At 39.3% G+C, this 23,420-nt stretch carries 17 protein-coding genes and 3 pseudogenes; 5 read left to right on the top strand and 15 right to left on the bottom strand.

Annotated elements, in window-relative coordinates; all coding sequences use genetic code 11:
* Positions 1-14: 14 nt before the first annotated feature.
* Positions 15-1,661, top strand: a complete 1,647-nt coding sequence (locus CLV96_RS03115) for an acyl-CoA carboxylase subunit beta (protein ID WP_004788304.1) — start codon at positions 15-17, stop codon at positions 1,659-1,661.
* Between the two features lie 5 nt (positions 1,662-1,666).
* Positions 1,667-4,420 (top strand): ATP-binding protein, encoded by a 2,754-nt coding sequence (locus CLV96_RS03110; protein ID WP_004788449.1) that lies wholly within the window; start codon positions 1,667-1,669, stop codon positions 4,418-4,420.
* Here CLV96_RS03110 and CLV96_RS03105 read toward each other — a convergent pair whose 3' ends face one another.
* From CLV96_RS03105 to ispH, 12 genes and pseudogenes are all read right to left on the bottom strand, one after another.
* A complete protein-coding gene (locus tag CLV96_RS03105; protein WP_004788969.1) occupies positions 4,421-5,473 on the bottom strand; it encodes a protein-glutamate methylesterase/protein-glutamine glutaminase in 1,053 nt (350 codons plus the stop codon).
* Positions 5,474-5,477: 4 nt separating this feature from the next.
* Entirely contained in the window at positions 5,478-5,966 is a 489-nt protein-coding gene (locus CLV96_RS03100) for a chemotaxis protein CheD (RefSeq protein ID WP_004788371.1), read from the bottom strand.
* The gene (locus CLV96_RS03095; protein ID WP_004788627.1) at positions 5,966-6,442 is read right to left on the bottom strand and encodes a chemotaxis protein CheW; all 477 of its coding nucleotides are present in this window, start codon (positions 6,440-6,442) and stop codon (positions 5,966-5,968) included. The genes CLV96_RS03100 and CLV96_RS03095 overlap by 1 nt, the downstream gene beginning before the upstream one ends.
* Positions 6,443-6,464: 22 nt before the next feature.
* Positions 6,465-7,784: a methyl-accepting chemotaxis protein gene (locus tag CLV96_RS20140; protein WP_476737634.1), complete on the bottom strand. Its 1,320-nt coding sequence runs from the start codon at positions 7,782-7,784 to the stop codon at positions 6,465-6,467.
* 54 nt (positions 7,785-7,838) lie between these two features.
* Positions 7,839-8,381 (bottom strand): annotated as a pseudogene (locus tag CLV96_RS20175) (PAS domain-containing protein); the annotation flags it as partial.
* Between the two features lie 808 nt (positions 8,382-9,189).
* Positions 9,190-10,889, bottom strand: a pseudogene (locus CLV96_RS19930) (chemotaxis protein CheA).
* A 306-nt stretch (positions 10,890-11,195) separates the two neighbouring features.
* Positions 11,196-11,330: pseudogene (locus CLV96_RS20130) on the bottom strand (Hpt domain-containing protein); the annotation flags it as partial.
* Positions 11,331-11,389: 59 nt separating this feature from the next.
* Complete coding sequence (locus CLV96_RS03080; protein ID WP_004788376.1) at positions 11,390-11,761, bottom strand: STAS domain-containing protein; 372 nt, start codon at positions 11,759-11,761, stop codon at positions 11,390-11,392.
* A gap of 1 nt (position 11,762) precedes the next feature.
* The gene (locus CLV96_RS03075; protein WP_004788868.1) at positions 11,763-12,128 is read right to left on the bottom strand and encodes a response regulator; all 366 of its coding nucleotides are present in this window, start codon (positions 12,126-12,128) and stop codon (positions 11,763-11,765) included.
* An 11-nt stretch (positions 12,129-12,139) separates the two neighbouring features.
* Positions 12,140-13,432, bottom strand: a complete 1,293-nt coding sequence (locus tag CLV96_RS03070; protein WP_004788791.1) for a response regulator — start codon at positions 13,430-13,432, stop codon at positions 12,140-12,142.
* A 48-nt stretch (positions 13,433-13,480) separates the two neighbouring features.
* Entirely contained in the window at positions 13,481-15,103 is a 1,623-nt protein-coding gene (locus CLV96_RS03065; RefSeq protein WP_004789213.1) for a sensor histidine kinase, read from the bottom strand.
* 1 nt (position 15,104) lies between these two features.
* Positions 15,105-16,052, bottom strand: a complete 948-nt coding sequence (ispH, locus tag CLV96_RS03060) for a 4-hydroxy-3-methylbut-2-enyl diphosphate reductase (RefSeq protein ID WP_040917637.1) — start codon at positions 16,050-16,052, stop codon at positions 15,105-15,107.
* 241 nt (positions 16,053-16,293) lie between these two features.
* Here ispH and CLV96_RS03055 point away from each other — a divergent pair, with 241 nt between their 5' ends.
* The 3 genes from CLV96_RS03055 to CLV96_RS03045 all read left to right on the top strand — a co-directional run bounded on the left by CLV96_RS03055 (position 16,294) and on the right by CLV96_RS03045 (position 20,190).
* Complete coding sequence (locus tag CLV96_RS03055; protein ID WP_002974229.1) at positions 16,294-17,142, top strand: flagellin N-terminal helical domain-containing protein; 849 nt, start codon at positions 16,294-16,296, stop codon at positions 17,140-17,142.
* 370 nt (positions 17,143-17,512) lie between these two features.
* The gene (ilvA, locus tag CLV96_RS03050; protein WP_040917638.1) at positions 17,513-18,760 is read left to right on the top strand and encodes a threonine ammonia-lyase; all 1,248 of its coding nucleotides are present in this window, start codon (positions 17,513-17,515) and stop codon (positions 18,758-18,760) included.
* A gap of 482 nt (positions 18,761-19,242) precedes the next feature.
* Positions 19,243-20,190: an Lcl domain-containing protein gene (locus tag CLV96_RS03045; RefSeq protein WP_243836395.1), complete on the top strand. Its 948-nt coding sequence runs from the start codon at positions 19,243-19,245 to the stop codon at positions 20,188-20,190.
* 75 nt (positions 20,191-20,265) lie between these two features.
* Here the strand turns inward: CLV96_RS03045 and metW are convergent, their stop codons facing one another.
* The 3 genes from metW to CLV96_RS03030 are packed head-to-tail and all read right to left on the bottom strand — an operon-like array spanning position 20,266 to position 23,329.
* Entirely contained in the window at positions 20,266-20,883 is a 618-nt protein-coding gene (gene metW / locus CLV96_RS03040) for a methionine biosynthesis protein MetW (protein ID WP_004788834.1), read from the bottom strand.
* Entirely contained in the window at positions 20,880-22,016 is a 1,137-nt protein-coding gene (gene metX, locus CLV96_RS03035) for a homoserine O-acetyltransferase MetX (RefSeq protein ID WP_020778036.1), read from the bottom strand. The genes metW and metX overlap by 4 nt, the downstream gene beginning before the upstream one ends.
* Before the next feature lie 8 nt (positions 22,017-22,024).
* Entirely contained in the window at positions 22,025-23,329 is a 1,305-nt protein-coding gene (locus CLV96_RS03030) for an O-acetylhomoserine aminocarboxypropyltransferase/cysteine synthase family protein (protein ID WP_004788299.1), read from the bottom strand.
* Between the last annotated feature and the right edge of the window lie 91 nt (positions 23,330-23,420).

The following is a 23,420-nucleotide window of genomic DNA, read 5'->3' as shown; positions in this document are numbered from 1 at the left end:
TTGGAAAAAAACTTATGGAAACCAAGCAGTATTCCCTAAACAACCCGTTCAAAGAAGCCAAGGCTCCGGAAACCCAAACCGGAATTTATGATGATGCTCTCAAACTAGGAAAGGAACTCATTGAGAAACCCATCCTTGGGGGCGGAGAAGATCGAATCCGCGTCCAACACTCCAAAAACCGTATGACGGTTTGGGAGAGAATCAAAGTCCTTACTGACGAAGAACCAAATATCACCTACCAAAACTGGGGCCCCAACTTAGATGGAGCTTCAATTGTTACCGGAATTTTAAATATCAAAGGTCGGGATGTGGCGGTCTACGGACACGATTTCACCCTTCGTGCTGGTTCTATGGATGCCACGAACGGGAGCAAACTCGCTCGTCTCATCCAAATGGCGGGAACCCATGGGATCCCCCTCATCGGGATGAACGATTCTGCAGGTGCATACGTGCCTGCAGGAGTGGGTGGACTAGATGGTTATTCGGAAGCCTTTACCGCCCTCCGGAAGATCAGCGGTGTAGTTCCTTCCGTTATGTTAATGTTTGGTTTCAATGCCGGTGGTGGAGCATACCTCCCACGCCAAGGATCTTTTATGATCCAATGTGATGGAACCTTCTTTGGTCTAACAGGACCTGGTGTGGTTAAGTCCGTGTTGGGTGAAGATATTTCCGCTGAGGATTTGGGTGGACCAAAAGTTCATGGCCAATCAGGAGTAGTTGATCTTGTTACAGGTGATGAATTAGGTTCGCTACGAACTGCCATTCGTCTTCTTTCCTATTTACCAGACAATAACCATAGTTTTGCGCCGTTTTATCCAACTTCGGATCCTGTAGACAGGTTCATTTACGAAGAAGACATTCTATTCAGAAAAACTTTTAATTCCCCAACAGGGATGAACACTCCGTTTGATATCACACTTTATTTACAACAAATCTGTGATCATGGTGAGTTCTTTGAATTACAACCACAAAGAGCAAGAAACATTGTAACAGCTTTCGGTCGTATCGGCGGTCATGTGGTTGGTTTTCTTGCCAATAACTCAGCTGTATCATCGGGACAGATTGATATTGGAGCCTCTCGCAAAGGAACTCGTTTCGTAAGATTCTGTAACTTATACAACATCCCCATGGTGTTTGTGGAAGATACAACAGGTTTTTTACCAGGACGCGACCAAGAACACAATGGGATTGTTTTAGAAGGTAGAAAACTACTCGATTCTATCATCGATCTTAGAACTCCAAGACTTACCCTCATCATTCGTAATGCTTTTGGTGGAGCGTATGCAACATTTAACTCTTATTTTACGGGAGCTTCGATGGTGTTTGCACTTCCGACTGCAAGGATTGCGGTTATGGGTCCTGCAGGAAAAGAGTATGTTTACAAAGATGAAATCACAGGAATTCAAAAAGAATTTTTGGCGAATGTGAAAAAGGGAATGAGTGAAAAAGAAGCCGCCGCGGCTCGCGATGCTAAACTTTTCGAAATCGGACAACGATACGAAAAAGAACTCATGAACCCCAAAGAAGCTCTTTCTCTGGGTTCGGTTTCCTCCATCATCTTACCAGGTTATACAAGAAACGTATTATCGAAAAACTTGAATTTCCTAATGTCAAAATACAAACCGGCGGAAATGTCCGGTCCTCAAAGGGAGTTTGAATAATTTCCATGTTAGATAAGAATTTAAAACGCATTCAGTTCCAAGAATCCGAATCTGCATGGATTCGTTCCTTTACTGTAGAATCGATCAAATGCCTCATCGTTTGCCGTGGACCCGTTCGAAAAGAAACTATGGATGTTTTTGATGCAATCGGTGTGAAAGAATACGGGATTTTACTTTCTGAAAAGGATTCCATCGTTTATCCAAAGGCACTGGCACCTGAGCTTCGTAACTTTCGATTCCCAGAAAACATTCACCGCGTTCCTGATTATATGGGAGCGGGTAAAGAAGAGAAAGAACAACGCATTCGCCAAATCATTGGAATCACAAAAGACAATGGATACACTCATATCTTTGCTGGTTACGGATTTATGGCAGAGGATGCCGAATTCATTGAGGCCATTGAAAAAGCAGGGATCACGTTTATGGGACCAAGCTCCCATGTGGCAAAAGGTGCCGGTGCGAAAGACGAAGCAAAGAAACTTGCAAGAAGTTTGAATGTTTCTGTCACTCCAGGTGTTGATAACATAACTGCCCTCGCTTTACTTCGTAAAACTGGAAATTCCAAAGATGGACTTTTGAAAGTCGCAAAGGAAAATAACTTAAACTTTTCTTATAATGACTCCAAAGCATTGGAAGACAATGCGGAAGACTTACTCCAACTTTCTTATGAAAAAACCATAGACATCACTTCCATCCCAGACTTACAAAAAGAGTCTTCCATCCTTTGTGAAGACATTTGGAAAAAGTATCCTGGCAAACGAATCCGATTCAAATACATCGGCGGTGGTGGTGGAAAGGGACAACGTGTCATCAGCGAAAAATCTGAAATTGATGCGGCTGTGATGGAAATTCTTGCGGAATCTAAAGTTACGGCCGTTGGTTCCAACAGAAACTTTCTAATTGAACTTAATATTGAAAACACTCGCCACAACGAAATCCAACTCATAGGAAACGGGGAATGGTCTTTGTCCCTTGGAGGTCGTGATTGTTCTTTGCAGATGCATGAACAAAAACTTTTGGAAATTTCTCAAACAGTTGAGTTATTACAAAAAGAAGCAGATTTAGTTCGTTCCTCCAATGCTAAAAAAGCTGCCATTCTTGACAAAGATGTACAAACTTTAAAAGATATGGAACACCAGGCAGAAGTGTTTGGAAAAGCCATTCGTTTGAATTCTGTTTCCACTTTTGAGTGTATCGTGGAAGGAAATAGTTTCTTCTTTATGGAAGTAAACACAAGGATTCAGGTGGAACACCGTGTCACAGAGATGGTGTATAAAATGAAGTTCACCAATCCAAACGATCCAAATGATTTTTTCTACATTGACTCTCTTGTGGAAGCAATGGCGGTTCTTTCGATCCATGGTCCAAGGGTTCCGAAACCGGAACGAATCGTTAGGAACGTATCTGGTGCAGAAGTTCGGATCAATGCGACAAACCGTGCTCTCCAACCTCACGCAGGTGGGATCATCCAAAATTGGTCAAATGCGCTTCCAGAAGAAATTCGTGATGATCAAGGAATTTGTACTCGTAACCCGGACACTGGTGCGTTTGTTCATTACAACCTAGCAGGAGCATATGATTCGAACGTGGCTCTACTTGTTTCTTATGGTAACTCAAGAACAGAAAACCTTGAAATTTTAGGAAACATTCTTCGTAAAACAGAGCTTAGAGGACAGAATCTCGAAACCAACTTACTTGTTCATTATGGACTCATCCAATGGATTTTGGGTAAGGATGCAATGTTCAAACCATCCACTGCGTTTATGATTTCTTATTTGGCCGGAATTGGTGCTTTGCAATCGGTCATTAACGATTTGGATTTGGAATATCTTTGGTCAGAAAAAACTAAAGCTGCTGATGCTGATCTAAAGAAAATTCTAAACAAAAAGATGACTCTTGTCATTCGCCCTCTAGAACGACTTCTTGCAAATCCACACCTTCTCGGAGGATTTCTTGGATACTTTGATGGAAAACTTTGGACTCGCAGCGGTAACAATGTAACCTTCAATGAAAACCCAATTCAATTTTTGGATTCATTGTATTACTATTTGAATTTAGATACATCTGAACAAAAACCAAGTTCTGAAAAGATTTGGGATCATGATGCAAGTTTACTCAATGAAGCAAAAGCTTTCTATTCCGAACTATCGAATCGAACGGGGCTTAGTTCTTGGAAAGAGTTATCTGAAGCACTTGCAAAAGGTAAAAATCCATCTAAGTCTTTATCGGAAGATCTTTGGAATGCTTCAGTGGCAAGCCATAACGGATTTCAAGCTGGTCTAGAAACACTTCTTCTCCTTCCAAAAATCGGAATCAAATCCAATTTCTTTGGTTTGGATGTGAATGCGGATTTGGATGGGGTAGTGCCAGATGAATTCAAAAACAAAGATACAAGGGATGCGTTTATCAAAACACTAAACCCTCCGCCAAAAATGTCTGGGGATGAAATTGTGGCTCCAATGGGTGGAATGTTCTACTCAAAAGAAGCTCCTAATCTTCCTATGCTGATTAATGAAGGGGATCATTTCCAAGCCGGACAACCTCTCTTTATCATTGAAGTGATGAAGATGTTTAACAAGATTTTGGCACCTGTAAGTGGAACCATTGTGAAAAACTTAATGGTGGATTCAGACGGAAAGATTGTGACAAAAGCACAACCCATCTTTAAAATCAAACCGGATGAAATTCTAAAGGAAGAATCTCCTGAAGAAATTCGGTCTAGAAAAGTAAAAGTAACAAAGGAATTAGGCCTCGGTTAACTAGCCGTAACCCAAAATTGTTTTGTAAATTTCAGTGAGGGGGAGGATGTGATTCACTCCTCCTCTCTTGATTGCCTCTTTTGGCATACCAAATACAACAGATGTTTCTTCATTTTGAGCTATCGTATCGGCGCCAGCTTCTTTCATCTCAAGAAGTCCCGAGGCTCCATCATCACCCATTCCTGTCATGATGATACCTTTGGAATTTTGTCCCGCTTGTCTTGCGACAGAACGAAATAATACATCCACCGATGGTTTGTGTCGATTCACTAGAGGTCCATCTGCCACTTCTACAAAGTATTGAGCTCCAGATCGCCGAACTGTCATATGGCGGTTCCCTGGTGCTATGAGTGCAAGTCCTCTCACAACTCGATCTCCATCTTTTGCTTCTCGAACACTAATATCACAAATAGAATCCAATCGTTTGGCAAAAGTTTCTGTGAACTTTTCCGGCATATGTTGGACAACCACAATACCCGGTGTTTTGTCTCTTGCGAGTTTGGTGAGAACTTCTTCCAGCGCTATCGTACCTCCAGTGGAAGTTCCTATGGCGACGATTTTTTCCGTGGCTTGCAATTGAGAGATATCTTGTTTTTTTTCCGTTTTGATAGAAAATTCCTTTCTATCGGCTGGATTGGGTAGAGCTTTTAACGATACGGAAGCGGCTGCAATTACTGCATCGGTTAGTTCGATTGTTGATTCATGTAAAAAATCTTTTAATCCAATTTTGGGTTTTGTGATGATTTCGCAGGCACCGAGGGTCATGGCAATCATAGCTGTATCGGAACCTTCTGTCGTTAAAGTGGAACAAATGACAACGGGAGTGGGCCTTTCTGTCATAATTTTTTTTAGAAATGACAGACCATCCATTCTTGGCATTTCGATGTCTAACACGATTACATCGGGCCAGTGATTGTTCATTTTGTCTAATGCGAAAATAGGATCGGACGCACTTCCCAGAAATTCGAAGGTTGGATCCGATTTAAAAATTTCGGTTAATACTTGTCTTACGACCGCTGAATCATCGACTACAAACACCTTGATTTTTTTCATAAACTTATTTTTTCTCTACCCAAACCTCCCCATCCCAGACTGTAAAATATATTTTTCTGGATAAGGTTCCACCGGTGTCTTCGGAAATGATTTTAATTTCATTTTCCTTTAAAACCTTTTTTGCGAATTCCGCATTTCGTGCTCCTACATTTGAAGCTGAATTGTCTTTCAGTATTTCCTTTTCTTCATGTAAAAACATATTGGATCCTCCGAAGATTTTCGCAAAGAATTCATTCGGTTTTGATTGGTGTTTTTTTATTTCTGTCAAAAAAAATAAAATAGCATCCGTTCCATATTTATGAGTTCTCTCTAAGTGATGGTCTGTTGGGCTTGGAAGCAGGTAATGACACATTCCTCCGATGTGTTTGTCGGGATGCCATAAGACGATAGAAACACAAGAGCCAAGTAAGGTTCTCACTCGAAAGTCTGGTCCACCGAAGAAAATTTCTCCAGGGTTTAAGAACCGATCAGTTACTGCATTCGGAGAATCCATCACGCAACATTTGACGATGATTCTTGGATGGATTGTAACTCAGAAAGCTCCAGAATTTGGTTTACTTTTAGAATAATGACAAATTTATTTTCTAATTTTCCTAGGCCTTGGATAAAATCCAAACGGATTTTTGAACCGAAACTAGGTGGCTCTTCAATGGATTCTGGGGTGATATCAACCACTTCGTTGACAGCATCCACGAGTAAACCAACATCAATGATTTCATTTTCCAATTTGATTTCCGTAATGATAATGCAAGTTTTACGGTTGGTTTCTGTTTTTCTTCTGTAAAACCTCATATTGAGATCTATCACGGGAACCACGTTGCCCCTCAGGTTAATCACACCAGGTATATATTCTGGCATCATCGGTACATGGGTCACTGATTCGAATTCAATGATCTCTTTGATATATAAAATTCCCAGTCCAAAGAGTTCTTCCGAAATTAAAAAAGTTAGGTATTGAAGTTCCTGCATATCGATATCCTACTTTAATCTTTTAGTATTTTTGGAACTTGTCATGGTCACCAGACGAGTCCACCTTTCTTGTGTTTGGTGTTTGTAATCGAGTGGCAGTTTTTGAAACTGGTTTGGAGTGTTTTGAATCTAAAGCAGATTGGAGGGTCGATTGTTTTCCCAATTTGAAAAAACTAATTGAAGAAAGCAGTTTCTCTGCTTGGGCTTGCAATTCTTCCGCAATGGCTGCTAATTCTTCCGAAGCACTTGCCGATTGTTGGGAAACTTGGTCTAGTTGGCCCATTGCCTTGTTGACTTCATTGACCCCTGATGATTGTTCCTGGCTTGCTGCGGTAATTTCTTGAACTAAGTCTGCTGTTTTATTGATGGCTGGAACAATCTCTTCGATTAGTTTTCCGGCTGATTCAGCAATTTGTACAGAACTTCCGGCTAAACTTCCAATTTCATTTGCTGATTTTTGGGAGCGCTCAGCAAGTTTTCTTACTTCTGATGCTACAACAGCAAAGCCTTTTCCATGTTCTCCTGCTCTTGCGGCTTCGATTGCGGCATTTAATGCGAGTAAGTTGGTTTGATATGCAATATCTTCAATGATAGAAATTTTGTCTGCAATCTCTTTCATTGCCGAAACAGTATTTCTTACAGCTTCTCCACCTTGTTTTGCGTCTCTAGCGGATTTTGTCGCAATGGTATCCGTCTGTTTTGCATTTTCAGCATTTTGATCAATGGAGGCACCCATCTCTTCTAATGAGGCAGATGTTTCTTCTACAGAGGCTGCCTGTTCACTTGCACCTTGGGAGAGTGTACTTGCGGTAGAAGCCACTTCGTCTGCAGCGTTGACAAGAGCATCTGTGTTTGTTCTTACATCGTTGATGATATCAACTAACTTTTTAGAGGTATTATTGAATGAATCTCTAAGTTTCGCAAATCCTCCTTCATATTCGCTAGTGATCAGTTGAGTGAGATCACCTTTTTCTAATGCTGAGAGTCCAACGACAAGATCATCTACAATGCGTGCGGTTTCGATCGCAAGATTTTTCTGGTCCGTGATATCTGTCGCAAACTTGATAACCTTATATGGTTTTCCGTTTAAATCGAGAATTGGATTATAGGTAGCTTGCAACCAAACACTTTTTCCTTCTTTTCCAATCCTTCTGTATTCTGCCGTTTGGTATTCACCTCGATTGAGGGTTGCCCAAAACTGTCTATATTCTTCTGAGTTGGCAAGGGATGGTTCCACAAACATTCGGTGGTGTTTGCCAACAATTTCCTGTAATCCATATCCCATTGTTTTTAAAAAGATATCATTGGCAGTAATGATTGTGCCATCCATATTAAATTCAATAGTCGCCTGAGCTTTGTTAATTGCTTCAATCTGACCAATAAACTCTCTGACTTGTTTTTTATTTTCTGTAATATCAGTGGCAAATTTTATGACTTTATATGGTTTGCCGTTGGCATCAAGAATGGGTGTGTATGTGGCTTGCAACCAGACTTCTTTTCCATTTTTTCCAATCCGCTTGTATTCTGCGGTTTGAAATTCACCACGATTGAGGGCTGCCCAAAATTGGCGATAGGACTCAGAGTTTGCCTCTTGAGATTCAAGAAAAATTCTATGATGTTGTCCTTTGATTTCACTCAAACTGTAATTCATTAAGTTTAGGAAATTATCATTTGCCGCAACGATGTTTCCATCCATATTGAATTCAATAGTTGCTTGTGACCTTTCGATGGCTTTTGCATTCGCATTAGCCTCTGTGACATCCGCCCATTCCACCACACTTCCCAATCGTTCTCCTGAATCTGTAATGATGGGATTGGCAATTAAATTAAACTCTCTGTTTCCTATTTTGATGCTTGTTTTGTGTTCTGATGTAAACGCACCGAGTAGTCGACGCTGGTGGCTTGGATCCTTATGGTAACTGTCAATATTACTTCCCATCAGACCTTTGAGTGAAAAATTACGAATTTGTGATTTAATGTCAGATTCCGATTTATCAAACATATTGTGAATTGATTTGTTCATGTAGACCACATTCAAATCTAAATCCGCGATCATTACATTTGTGGATACTCGATCTAGTGCAGTTTTGATTTGAATTGCATCCTTTAGTGGTTTTCCTACCTGTTTGAGTAATAGGAAAAGTAGGCTAGCGGTGATGAGAATAAAGATAACGCCTGAGATATAAATCGGGAATAGTTTTTCCTTTGGCGTCAGCATTCCTTTTGAAATGTCAGAAATACTTTCCTTTGTGAGTTGGGAATTCCATTTGGATATGGAACTAGAGTAAGGCTTCCAATACTCCGAAAGATTTGATTTTAAATTTTCCTTTTTTGTAAGATCGTCTGGTTCATTTACGTATGACTTGATTATGTTTAAATAATCATCCTTTTGGGCAATTGTAGTTTTTATGATGTTTGATTCTTCTGAGGAGGCAGGAAGAGAAACAATTTGCTCCCATGCTGAGTTTAGTTTTTCTAAGTCGTATTTAATTTTAGCAACATAGGTTTTATCCACTTCTTGCGACTGGAGGACTGAGAAGAGATCGGATTGAATCGATTGACTTAGGTTCCAAATGGATGTTAGGTTTTCTGTTTTTTGCAGATGAATCCGGGTTGTTTCTTCCGAATGGCTTACATCTGTCAGCAATCCCCAAGAATAAACTGAAGTCCAAATTACAAAAATTAGACCTGTAAGAAAAAAGCCGATTAGCTTAGTGCTTATTTTTATGTTTTTCATATCATCCTCTTCATTTATATAATCTTTCGTTTTCGACGGCAATAGTTCTTTCAAATAGTGAAGGAATGTCAATGATCAAAGCCACATTTCCATCCCCGAGAATACTTGACCCACTAACACCTTTTACATGGCGGAATACTGAACCCATTGGTTTGATTACCGTTTGGTATTCTCCCAGAAGTCGTTCTACAACGATTCCTGCTTTTTTTTCACCATTTCTAACAATGACGATGTTTTCTCTTGAGTTTTCCCCACTCGATTCACATGGGTAATAATCTTTAAGACGAAGAAATGGAATTAGATTTCCTCGTAGTGCAAAGAATTGATTGGAATCAATTTTGTTGTCATCGGTAAAATGTAGGCATTCTAAAACCATATCCATCGGAATGATGAATTGGTTTTTACCAACCTCAACTAAAAATCCATCGATGATGGCAAGTGTGAGTGGGAGCCGAATGATAAAACGACTTCCTTGGCTGGGAGTGGATTTGACGGTTATGGAACCACGTAGTGATTCAATATTTTGTAAAACAACATCAAGCCCGACACCTCTGCCTGAGACATTGGTGATCTGAGCGGCAGTCGAGAGGCCTGGATGGAAAAGAAGTTTGAAAATTTCTTCTTCCGATTCGGGTAGTGGTCCGGACACAAGGCCTTTATCAATTCCTTTTTGCCAAACCTTTTCTTTTTGAATTCCATTTCCATCATCTGTGATTTCGATTACTACACTTCCTGCTTCATGGAAGGCATTTAGTTTAATCGTACCTTGTTTCGGTTTTCCCTTCTTTTCCCTTTCTTCGGAAGTTTCTAACCCATGGTCACAGGCGTTTCTGACTAAGTGTGTGAGCGGGTCACCTAACTTCTCAACGATATTGCGGTCGAGTTCCGTTTCGTTTCCTTCGGTGATGAGTTTAATATCCTTTCCTAGTTCTTTTCCCAAGTCACGAACCGTTCTTGCATATTTTTGGAAAGTATCCCCAATTGGAACCATTCTTAGTTTTAAAGAAATTTCTCTTACTTCATTTAAAAGACGCATGGCAAGCATAGATGACTCTTGTAAGTTGGAATCTTCCATAGAACTAATGAGTTGGTTCATGTTGGCACAAGAGACAACTAGTTCACCAACACGATTGATCAATTTATCTATGCGTTTCGAATCTACTTTAATGGTTGCTGATTTGTTTTGGTCTTGTTTTTGATTTGAGATGGTTTTATCTTCATGTAATTCTTCAGTAGGGGGGGGGAAGGGGAGGAAGACGGATTTTTCAGGGAATTGGTATTGATCCCCGTTTTTCTTTTTTTTAGTTCTTCGAAATAATTGATTAGACTAATATCTGTTAGTATCTGGACTTCTCTCCAAACATTTCCAAGTAAGATTTCTTCTTCCGGGAGTTGGAAGGAAAGATCAACTAAATCTTCAATGTTTGCACCTGGTGGGAGAATGTGTAAAAATGAATCAGCTTCGATAAAGTTAAAAACTTTTTTTACCGCATCTAAACCAGCATCAGAATCCAAATGAATTTCAAAACCTAAATAACAAGATTCTGGATCAAAATCAAATGCATTCGGAATTGTATCTGCAATGGTTTTTACCGATTGTATTTTCCCTATTTTCTTTAAATAACCAATGAAGGAGATTGGGTCTAATCCCTGTGAAAAAACATTCCGATTGGGACGAAAAGAAATTAGATAACCAGGAATTGAATCCATAACATTTTGGTTTGTTAGTGTTTGGTTTTCAAAAGAAGCCGAATCGTTCCTTTTTTTTTCTAGAACAGTTTCATTTTCGCTCTGGTTTTGTTTTTTTTCAGATGAGTCAATGTCAGAACCTTGGTAGGGTTTCATTAAATCTAAAATTGAATTACCGTGATTGATTTTTGACTCAGGGATTTTTCCTTTTGTTTCTTCTGCGACTAAATATGCTAGGTGGTCCTTTGCTTTGAGTAAAATTTCTGTTAATTCAGTTTGGAATTTGATTTCATGAGAACGTAACCGATCTAATAGATTTTCCACAACATGGGTAAACTTGACAGTGGATTCAAATCCAAACATCCCTGCTGTTCCTTTGATGGTATGAACGGCACGAAAGATTGCATTCAAATCTTCTTCACTAGGGGTAGAGGTTTCTGTACGTAATAGGATTGCCTCCATTTCCCGAAGGAATTCGTCGGATTCAACTAAATAGGCATCGATAACCTCTGTTAAATCCATTAGTTGGTTTTCCTCGTTCCATATCTAAATTCTACTTCGTTCGAGTGCTCTTTTTTTACCTTCACCCGATCACCGAAAAAACTAACTAGTCCCAGTAGGTCTAAAACTTTTAAAACTGGGAGTGAGTGATTTTGTAGTTTTAAGGAAAAATGATTTTTGTAACTCAAAGTTTTAAGATACATTAAAAACTGAATTCCAGCAGAGTCCACTCGTTGGATTCCATTTAAATCCAAAATAAAAACTTGCCCTTTCGAACTTGTCCAAACCTCTGATAGTGTCTTCCATTCCTTGACAAAGGGAACTGTCATATACCCTTCCCAAGAGATATCAAAACCTATGTCTGTTTTTTTTAAGTTTTGGACTGGTTCCATATTATGTTACTAGTTTGGAGATGGTATCTAACAATTCTTCAGGAGAAAATGGTTTGGTTAACCATGCTTTGGCTCCAGCATCCATACCTTGTTGTTTTTTTTCTGGTTGGGATTCTGTTGTTAACATAATGATGGGAGTGAATTTGTATTTAGGATTTTCTTTCACTTTTTTGATAAAGCTAATTCCATCCATGTTTGGCATATTCATATCTGAAACGATCAAGTCCACTTCGTTCGTTTCTAATTGTTTTAAACCTTCTAATCCATCGCCTGCTTCGACGAGATCAAAATTGGCATTTTTTAGGTGTACTGAGATAATCTTTCTGAATACTGCTGAGTCATCGATGATCAATATCTTTCTGTTCATAGTTTGTTTCCTTATTTTTCGTTTTGGATTGGTAAAAATACTTCAGCAATGATGCAGTCTGCTTTGACTTCCGTAGTATGGTCGATGGCATTTCGAATAAAAAACATTCCATTATGTCTATGCAGAATAAAGTCAACCATCGTTAACCCCAATCCCAAACTGAACTTTTCTTTTGAATAAAAACTTTCAACGGGTGGGTGGATTCTATAAAAAGGTTCGATCAGTTTTTTTTCAGACTGAGCCAATTGTTTGGCATATTCATCATCGATGATGTTGTTTTTTGCTGAGAGGCAAAAGTAACCATCCACAAAGGTAACAAACACATCAAAATGAGATTTTCTTTTGGAATATTTAAGTCCATTCGTAAATATTTCATGAATGGCTACTTTCATTGATTCTATATCAAGGTCAAGGAAAACAGATTGTTTTACAACAGGCAAGTTTACCTTTAATTCACGTTCAGTAATTTCATCACGAAATGATTCAACAAGGGAAGGAAGTAAACCGAGTAGGTCTTCACTCTTGGTTCTAACTAAATTTGTATTGTTTTGGATTAGATCTACGGCTAGATCTAATCCACTCATCATCGCAATATTATGTTCGTGATTTTCATACAAAAGATCCCAAAATTCTTTGTTGATTGAATACTCTTTTCCAAGGTCAACTTTCATTTGTTGGATGGAATCGATGATAGTCGACATTGCACCAAGGCCCGAACCTTGCATTAATGTTGTTTTTAAATTAAGAATTGAGTGGAGTTCTGAATTGATCTCATTGGTTTTTCTATGTGATTCTTTGTAATTTAGCCATTCCAATTGGCTCTTTAATTCTTTTGATTCCTCATAAACGAGAAGCGATTCCATTCTCTTCAAGTAGACGTATTCTAATGCTTTTTCAATACGATCTGCAACAATTTCGACATGGAGAGGCTTTAAAAGATAATCATACACCCCCATTTTCATGATTTCGATGATTTCATCGATTTGGTCGATGGCAGTTTGAATGATAAAAACAGCGTTTGGTTCTATTTTTTTTTGTTCACGGATGAAAGATTTTCCATCTAGAACGGGCATCATTAAATCCACCAAATAGAGACTATATGGACGTTTGGCAGCCATTTCAAGGGCTACCTTTCCATCTTCGGCTACGTCTGCATCCATACCAATTCTCTTACAGATTGCTTCGAGCAGGACCTGATTTTCTTTTTTATCCTCAATGATCAGGACCGGTTCTTTAGGACGCCTGAGGTGTTCCTTGGTCCGAACTTGAGAAGACTGACTTTGGTTTACGTTCGATTCCACCATATAGATTATCGGAAATACTACGAGAGAATTCTACAGGGTTCAATTCCTTTATTTTATTATTTCAGGTAACTTGAGTATAAAAATAGAACCTTGGCCTAATTGGGATTTGAGTATGAGTGAACCTCCTAGTCGGTTCGCCAAACCTTGAGAAATCGAAAGGCCAAGCCCTGTTCCTTCGATCTTCCCATCATCGTTTAACCGGGTAAAGGTATGGAAAATCCGATTTTGGTCTTCTTCTGAGATTCCGGGTCCAAAATCCCTGACAGAAATCTCTAAATTTCCTTCGTTCCATTCGCAATCCATTTCGATATAGGGATGATTTGCATATTTGATCGCATTCGAAAGTAGGTTGAGTAGAATTTGTTGGATTTTTCCTCCGTCAGAGTAAACCTCTTTTGACTGTATGGGAGGGCGAAATCTAATTTCTAAACCCTTTGCATTGGCTTGCGGTTGGATTAAATCCAATGTTTGGCGACATATGTCTTCTGGTTTAAACGATGTTATTTGGATTTGAATTTGTCCCGATTCGATTTTCATTAAATTTAGAATTTCGTTAATCATATTTAGGAGCCTTGTCCCACCGGTATAAATATAATTTAGGTATTCCTTTCCAGTTTCATCTGAATCGGGTAACTGAATGAGTTTTGAAAATCCAATGATAGAATTCAAGGGTGTTCTGAGTTCGTGGCTCATATGAGCTAAAAATTCGGTTTTTGCTCGGTAGGCGCGCTCTAATTCCTCTTTCGTTTGGGTAAGAGCTACCGTCCTTTCTAAAACCAAAGATTCTAATGTCGATTTGTATCGATTCAGTTCGGTAAGGTCCAAATCCCTTTGGACAAAAAGTCCCATCCAACGACTAACAGTCTGGTAAATTAAAAGATTTTCATGTTCAATCGGCGAATTCTGTTTGTATTTGAAAAATCCCATAACTCCTAAAAAGCGATTTTCAAAACGAACGGGAATGAGAAGGATCGTTTCGGCTTTGGTTTGTTCGAAGAACCATTTCTCTCTTGGTAAGGCTTTGTTTGGGATTAAATAAATGGTTTTCCCTTTCTTTAGTTTATGAACCCAACGACCAAGACCTAATTCATACCAATCTTCGTTTTGGCATTGTTCTGGCAATAGTGGATATTTAGTTGTCTTTCGCTCGTTGGCCCAAGTTTTAAAAAAATCTTTATTTTCTACCGGTTCATATTTAAGAAAAAAAACTGAATCCATTTCAGTAAAATATAACAACTGATAGATTGCATGAGGTAGGCCTTCTCGAATGGAAGGTTGTTGAATTAAAATTTGAATTGAGGAGGCTACTCCTAATTCAAATCGAAGCCTCCAAGCAATTTCTTCTTCCTGTCTTTGTTTGGTGGTGATATCCTTTATAAAGAATTTTGTGTATTCTTTATTTTTTCTTCCTTCAGGAAATTGAAACTTACCAAAGGAAGCCTCTAATATGGTTCCATTTGTGATATAAATTAGTTCTGTGGAAAAGTCAGAGTTTTCAATCTTTTTGCAAAGAAAGGTATTTAATTCAAATTCTGATTCTAAAGATTCAAATAAATGATTTTTAATCAGGATCTCAAATTTCTTTGATGACCTGTCAATGGAAAGAATTGCGGTTCCCGAGTCATCCCCCTCTAAAGAGGCCTTTAGTAATGACCAAGGATCCAGATCCATACTAATACTGTTTGAGCAACTCTTTCGGTAGTTTAAAACTCATGGTGTCTTCTCGGCTTTCTGGAAAGAGAGATACCTTGGCATCCGGAAAATGTTTTAATATTTCTCCCACAATTTCGTCAACAAGGACTTGGGGACTTGAAGCGCCAGCAGTAATGCCGAGGGTTTTTATCCCCGATGTTTTGATATGATTTGGATCCACATCTTCCTTTTTGGAGATTTGGAAACTGGCAGGCCTTGTTTTTTTAGCCAATTGGCATAACCTAACAGAATTAGAAGAATTTTCAGCCCCAATGACAAGCATAGCATCCACTGATTCTAACATTGATCTGACAGCTTCTTGACGCTCTGTTGTCGCATAACAGATATCATCCTTTTGCGGATGTTCTACGTAAGGAAATACTTCTTCAATTTTTTTGACAATGTTCTTTGTATCAGCCACGGAAAGGGTGGTTTGCATGAGATAGGTGAGGGGTTTGTCTTTTGTGATTTTGTCTTTGAGATTTTCCACATCTTCTGGAGATTCCACGAGAAACATTTGAGCTTCTCCCATCGTTCCAATCGCCTCATCATGGCCTCTATGACCAATATAGATGATTTGGTGAGAATCTTTGATATTACGTGCCTTTTTATGGACCCTTGTGACAAGGGGACAGGTGGCATCGCCAATTTTCATTTTACGTTCTGTGGCTTCTTTTACCACCTCTGGGGAAACCCCATGGGCAGAAAACACAACGGTAGCACCATCGGGAACTTCTTTGAGCTCGTTGATGAACCGGATACCTTTTTTCTTCATTTCCTCAACAACCCTTTGGTTGTGGACGATCTCTTTGCGAACATAAAGAGGGGTTTCTGGGTTTTCTTGAAATGCTGTCTCCACATAGGAAATAGCATACTTCACTCCTGCACAAAATCCACGGGGGTTCGCTAAATAAATTGTCTCTAACACGGAACTAGGCCTGCCTTTTTCTTTGAATCCAACTCCATAGAATTCCTAGGACATATTTTAGAAAAGGGGAAGTTCTATTTTTATTCAATTTTTATTTCATTTTCCCTATTATCCTCCCTACCAGAATGACCGATCCTTATCTTGAAAAGGCCAAGGATGGCCTCTTCGAAAATTCATCAATTTCTCGGACTTTCGGTGAAAACCAAAAGTGGCGAGGGAACGGATTCAAGGAGGAACCCGGATGATTATCAACCACAACGTAAGTGCGATCTTTGCACACAGAACTTTGAAGTCTAACGACGCGAACCTGAGCAAAGATATCGAAAAGTTGTCTTCTGGTATGCGTATTAACAAAGCCGGAGATGACGCATCTGGACTTGCAGTGTCTGAGAAAATGAGAACTCAGATTGCTGGTCTTCGACGTGCAGAACAGAATACTGAAGATGGTATGTCCCTCATTCAAACGGCGGAAGGATATCTTCAAGAAACACACGAAATCGTTCAACGTGTTCGTGTACTCGCGGTGCAAGCTGCGAACGGTATCTACTCGGAAGAAGATAGACAACAGATCCAAGTCGAGGTTTCACAGCTAGTGGACGAGATCGATCGTATTGCTTCTCAAGCAGAATTCAACAAAATGAAACTGCTTACAGGAGCTTTTGCTCGCCTCAACCCAACTGCTAGTATGTGGTTCCATATTGGAGCTAACATGCACCAAAGAGAGCGCGTGTACATTGAAACAATGAATACTGCGGCATTGGGATTAAGAAACCCTACGGTTCTTACTTTCATCTCTCTTTCGACTGCAGGTAAAGCAAACTCCGTGATCGGACTTTGTGATGATGCCCTAAGAGTGATCTCTAAACAAAGAGCTGACCTTGGTGCTTATTACAACCGTATGGAGCATGCTGCGAAAGGACTTATGAATGCTTATGAAAACACACAAGCTTCTGAGTCTCGTATCCGTGATACTGACATGGCTGAACAAATGACCAGCTTCACGAGATACCAAATCTTAACTCAGGCCGCTACTTCAATGCTTGCACAAGCAAACATGAAGTCTCAGTCAGTGATGAGATTGCTCCAGTAATAGGATAAGAGAAACTAAAGGCCTGGGCAGGGTGGTTGGGGCCTGGTCTTTAGTTTCTCGATTTTCTAACGTAATTTTTTCTATTCTAACCTAAGAGCCTTTCGACAAATTTCCTACCTTGTCTCCCTGCTAAATCTTAATTTAATCCTTATAAATCAACATTATCAATTTAGTTTGACAAGGTAAAAGATCCGCTTTTTTTTATATCGATTAAGAACGATCAACCTTATGTATAAATATATGACATTACAAGGGACTCAACATATTCTACTGTAGTGGACTTTCAAACAGTAACAAAAAATTGGCTTCCGCGATTAAAAGAGTTATTTAAAACTGGAATGATCAATAAAGATACTTAGACAATTCTATAATGAATACTAATCCGAAAATTTTAAATAGCGATTCTGCTTATCAAATATTAGAGCCCATCATTAACAAAACCCCCTTGCAATTCGACTCTAGGTTGTCAGAGCAGTATGGATCTAAGATTTATATCAAACGTGAAGACTTACAGGTTGTAAGGTCTTACAAGATACGGGGGGCATATCATCTGATTCAGAGTTTGAGTTTGGAAGAACGAAAGAATGGTGTGGTTTGTGCAAGTGCAGGAAATCATGCACAAGGTGTGGCATACTCATGTAAGTTACTCCAGATTTTTGGAGTCATTTATATGCCAGAAGTCACACCAAAACAAAAAATCAACCAAGTGCGAATGTTTGGTGGTAATTTTGTGGAAATCAAACTGGTTGGAGATAACTTTGATGAATGTCAAACGGAAGCAATTAAGTTCGCAATACAAAATTCAATATCCTTTATCCCTCCTTTTGACCATATCAAAATTATGGAAGGTCAAGGTACTGTTGCCAAAGAAATTTTAGATGAAGAGTCTGACATCGATTATGTGTTCGTTCCCATTGGTGGAGGTGGGCTTTGCGCTGGAGTTGGCAGTTATTTTAAAGAAAAATCTCCTAACACCAAAATAATAGGAGTGGAACCATTCGGTGCTCCTTCCATGACGGAAGCTCTCAAACAAGGGAAACCAGTTTTACTTGAAAAAATCGACAAATTTGTGGACGGAGCGGCAGTGAAAAAAGTAGGAGATCTCACGTTTCCTATTTGTAAGGATATTCTTTCTGATATGTTACTCGTCAAAGAAGGAAAAGTTTGTTCCACCTTATTGAAATTATACAATGAAGACGCCATTGTTGCAGAACCTGCAGGGGCCTTAAGTATTTCTGCATTGGACCAGTATACGGATCAAATTCGTGGGAAAAAAGTTGTTTGTATTTTAAGCGGCGGAAATAACGACATTGATCGAATGCAAGAAATCAAGGAAAGATCACTCCTTTACGAAGGTTTAAAACACTATTTTATAGTTCGTTTTGCACAAAGACCTGGTGCCTTAAAACAATTTGTAAATGAGATACTAGGTCCAAACGATGATATTGTTCGATTTGAATTCATCCAAAAGAATAATAAAGAATCTGGTCCTGCCCTCATCGGAATTGAGTTAAAGTCGAGAGATGATTTTCAATCATTGTTAGAAAGAATGGATGCATTTCATTTGAATTTCACTTTGGTCAATCAAGATGAGAATTTATTTGAATACTTAATTTAACGAATAGGTCGATAATCTTCGTTAAATGGTGTTTTTTTGACGGAAATTCATAATCGATTTTTAACGTATTCGTTCGGAATCTCTTGTTTTGTCCTGCTAAATTTTTCAGGAAATCCCTAAAGGTTTTTTTCTATGTTTCGATATCTATAAAGATTGAATGATCGTCGTACGGCTAAAAGCCCGGAGTGATTGCCGGGCTTTTGTGTTATTATGAACTTTTTTTGATAAAAAATAATGGTTTTCTGTTTTGAATTTCCTTTTTGGAACGATTATGGTAAACAGGCGTTATTGGGTGGCGGGTGGATTACCCCACCCAGTTCGATCAGGGCGGGGAAAGTATACCGTTGGCTCTCCACGCTATCCTTCTCTATCCCATAAACTCTTCCTACTTTAAAAACTATCATTGAAATTTAATCTTTCATTTATAGAATTGGCAATCGGTGCGAATCTCATTGTTTTTAAACTTCCCAATGACCAAGGTTTTGTTAATTACTTTAGGGATTTTCCTTTTTGCAATTGGTTGCAACTCGGATTGGAAAAAAAATGCGGGTGATCCCTTCACGAAAGAATTTTGGGAAACTCGTCTAATTGATGAATGGATTGTTGCTTATCCACGTTTGTTTACAATCAAGGGTACCGTTACAGGTTTAAATAGTTCTTCGGTAATCATTCGATCTCCATCTGATGGAAGTTACTCGACTGTTTCAACGAATGGAAGTTTTCAAATGACTGTTTTTGCTTCACCAAAATATATCCAACTTGATTTCCCAATACAACCAAATGATGTTCATTGTATGGTTTGGGATATTGGAACTTGGACAGGGGATGGTTATATCAATACGAAGATTACATGTCCCTTTGTGCGAACTCTGGTGAATGGAAAAACTCTTCTGTGGGACAGGTGCACATTTGGATCCACTTGGAATCCTGATGGTAATAGTAACGGAATCGGAAATGGTGACTGCTCCATTGGTTCTCCTCAAGCGCTTAGCTTTTGCACTGTGGCGGAAGGATATGATGCATCAACAAATCCGAATGCATGTAACGGTGGTGACAATACACAGCTTGTAAATATAGGAGCTGTCTATCAAGCTTGTGTCTCACGTAATCTTGGAAGCTCATATGCACGAAAGAACTGGAGGCTTCCATTTTACCAGGAAATGTTCTCAGTAATTCGTTGCAGTGCTACAAATACTGGAGAAATTACAGGAGAAGATGGGTGTTCCGCAGTAGGGGATGCCACCAAGTATGCTGGAGCTACCGCCGACCCAATTTTATTTCCCAATGCACAAGCTGCGAGATATTGGAGCCCACAAACCTTTCAAGCCTTAGGTGATCAACAGACGTATATGGTTGACTTCAACATAGGAAACCAATCATATGAATTTAAAGATGCGACTGGTTTTGTTCGGTGTGTTTCCGAATTATAACTATAGAATACGGCTTATTGAATCCAATATATTTTCTGCCCAGTCAAATTTGAATTAGATATGAGCGATAACGATTTAGGCTCTGATGACAAACAAAGCTAATGTTGCAAATAAATTGGGAAACAATTTGATTTGTCTTGTTCGGTTAAAAAAAGCTCTGTGTAATACTTTGATCCTTTCAAAGTCACAAAAATCCTCAAAATCCTTTCCTGATAAATAATGTAAGTTCGGTGTGTCATACCAGTGGAAAGGCATAAGTTCTGTCACAGGCGTTTTACCGCTTAGAAGGATGGAAGATCGAATTTGCCAATGAGAAAAGTTGGGAAATACAATGATTACTTGTTTCCCAATTCGTAAACATTCTTTAATGATTTCACCAGGATTTAACGTCTGTTGTATGGTCTGGTTGAGAATGACAAAATCAAAACTATGATCCAAATGGTGTTTCAGTCCATCATCAATATCTCCATGATGTACATATAAACTTTTTTTTACGCATTGGATGATACATTTATCATCTTTTTCAATCCCTTGGACACGAACCCCTTTGTTCTTTAGGATCAACATAAGTTCACCATACCCACAACCAAGATCCAAAACCCTTTCCCCAGGTTTAATTAGGTTTGCAATGTATGAGATATCAGGTCTATTTTTTAAATCCAAACCTAAGGCTTCATTCGTATGGATGTTCAAAGGAAAACTCCTTCGTCCGTAGAACTTAAAAAATCTCTTAGGATCGAGTCTTGTTGCTCACTTGGTAACAAAAAACTATCATGTCCTGCTGGATTGTTGAGTTCTACAAAACTAACGGGAACAGCATTCACTTCCAAAGATTTCACAATTTCTTCAGATTGATACGGTGGATACAACCAATCGGAAGTATAAGCCACTACCAAAAACCGGCATCTCACTTTTGCCAATACCTTTGTAAGTTCTTTTCCTGTACCTAAACTAAAATGATCCAATGCTTTTGTAACATAAATATATGAGTTTGCATCAAACCGATCGACAAAGGATTCGCCTTGGTAGATTAGATAACTTCCTACCGCAAAGTCTGTGGATTGGATATTTCCTTTGGGTGGTTTACGACCAAATTTTTCTCTCATCATTTCATCACTTAAGTAAGTGATGTGACCCATCATTCGAGCAAGAGCAAGTCCCTTTGACGGTCTGTTTTCCTGGGTGTACAAACCTTGGTTCCAATTGGGATCAGAAAGAATGGCTTGTCTTCCCACTTCATTAAAGGCAATTTGTTGTGCAGAATGTTCGGAAGAAGATGCCATCACGATACAATTTTTGAGCCGATCTGGGTATGCGACTGACCATTGTAAGGCTTGCATTCCACCCATCGAACCACCGGCAACAGCAAATAGTTTATGAATTCCAAAATGGCTGATTAATTTTTCTTGAGCATTCACCATATCTCCTATGGAGACAAAGGGAAAAGTGGATTGGAATGGTTTTCCATTTTTCCCATTGATGGTAAGTGGTCCACTGGAACCCTTACAACCACCAATTACGTTGGAAGAAATGATAAAGTAACGATTGGTATCAAAGGATTTGCCCGGTCCAATATAATAATCCCACCAGCCAGGACGTTTGTCTCCTTCATGGAAACCTGCTGCATGAGCATCTCCCGAAAGCGCATGGCAAACTAGAATGGCATTGTCTTTTTTTTCATTGAGAGTGCCATACGTTTCGTAGGCAATTTCAAGAGGAGTGATGGTTTCACCCCCCTCTAGAGTCAAAGACTCAAATCGAATGCTCTGAGTATATACGACACCTACGGATCCGTGGGAAAACTCGTTCTGTTCGGAGGTAGGCATAGTCTTTATCAGATATTTTTTAATGCCTCTTCCAAGTCTACCAGAATGTCATCAATGTTTTCAAGACCGACACTCAAACGAACAAATCCAGGGGTAACTCCCGCAGAAATTTGTTCCGGACCAGTCAGCTGTTGGTGAGTTGTGGAAGCCGGGTGAATGGCAAGAGACTTCGCATCACCAATGTTAGCAAGAAGACTAAAAAGTTCCAATCCATCAATAAATTTTTTGGCTTTTTCTACGCCACCTTTGATTTCAAATCCTACGATTGCACCAAAAAGTCCACGTTCATGGTATTTTTTGGCTGTGGCATAGTTTTTGTCAGTTGAAAGGCCTGGGTAATTGACCCATTCAATCTTTGGATGTTTTTGTAAAAACTCGGCAACTTTGAGAGCATTACTTGAGTGTCGTTCCATACGAAGTGGAAGAGTTTCCACACCTTGTAAAATTTGCCAAGCATTGAAAGGAGAAATCGCTGGGCCAAGATCGCGAAGACCTTGTACTCGAGCTTTCAAAATAAAAGCAATGTTCACCCCGCCGAAAGGTTCGAACTTTCCAAAGACTTCCCAAAACTTTAGTCCATGGTATGACGGATCTGGCTCTGTGAAATTCTTAAATTTTCCATTCCCCCAATTGAAACTTCCACCATCGATGATGATTCCACCAATGGAAGTTCCATGACCGCCTAAAAATTTAGTGAGAGAGTGGACCACTATGTCTGCACCATGTTTGAGTGGGTTCACTAAATAAGGAGAAGGCATTGTGTTATCAATCACAAGCGGAACACCTACTTCCTTAGCTACTTTGCTAACCGCTGCAATGTCTAAGGTATCTAATTTTGGATTTCCTAACGTTTCTGCATAAAATGCTCTCGTTTTATCATTCGATGCTTTACGAAAGTTTTCAGGATCTGACTGGTCTACAAAGTGCACTTTGATTCCGAGTTTAGGGAATGTATAATGGAGTAGGTTGTAGGTTCCACCATATAAAGAAGAAGACGCAACAATTTCTTGTCCTGCTTCCACGATGTTGAGGAGAGCTAACATTTCAGCGCTTTGTCCAGATGCAGTTGCAAGCGCAGCGACACCACCTTCTAAAGCAGCCACACGTTTTTCTAAAACATCTGTGGTTGGATTCATAAGCCTTGTATAGATATTTCCAAACTCTTGCAGACCGAAAAGTCGGGCAGCATGGTCTGTATCTTTAAATACATAGGATGTGGTTTGGTACAGTGGCACAGCTCTCGATGTGGTGGTCGGATCCGGTTCCTGTCCTCCGTGGAGTGCGATGGTTTCTGGTTTAAAATTACGTGGCATAGATTCCCCCGATGGTCCTACCATCCTTGTCTCTGCTCTCTTATTTGTCAAGAAAAAATCCAATAAAGCAGATCATTGGTTCGTTTTATTG

This window comes from Leptospira meyeri, from assembly GCF_004368965.1.
Classification (GTDB): domain Bacteria; phylum Spirochaetota; class Leptospiria; order Leptospirales; family Leptospiraceae; genus Leptospira_A; species Leptospira_A meyeri.
The sequence above is the reverse complement of the archived record's forward strand: the minus strand, read 5'-3'. Positions and strand labels throughout refer to the sequence as shown.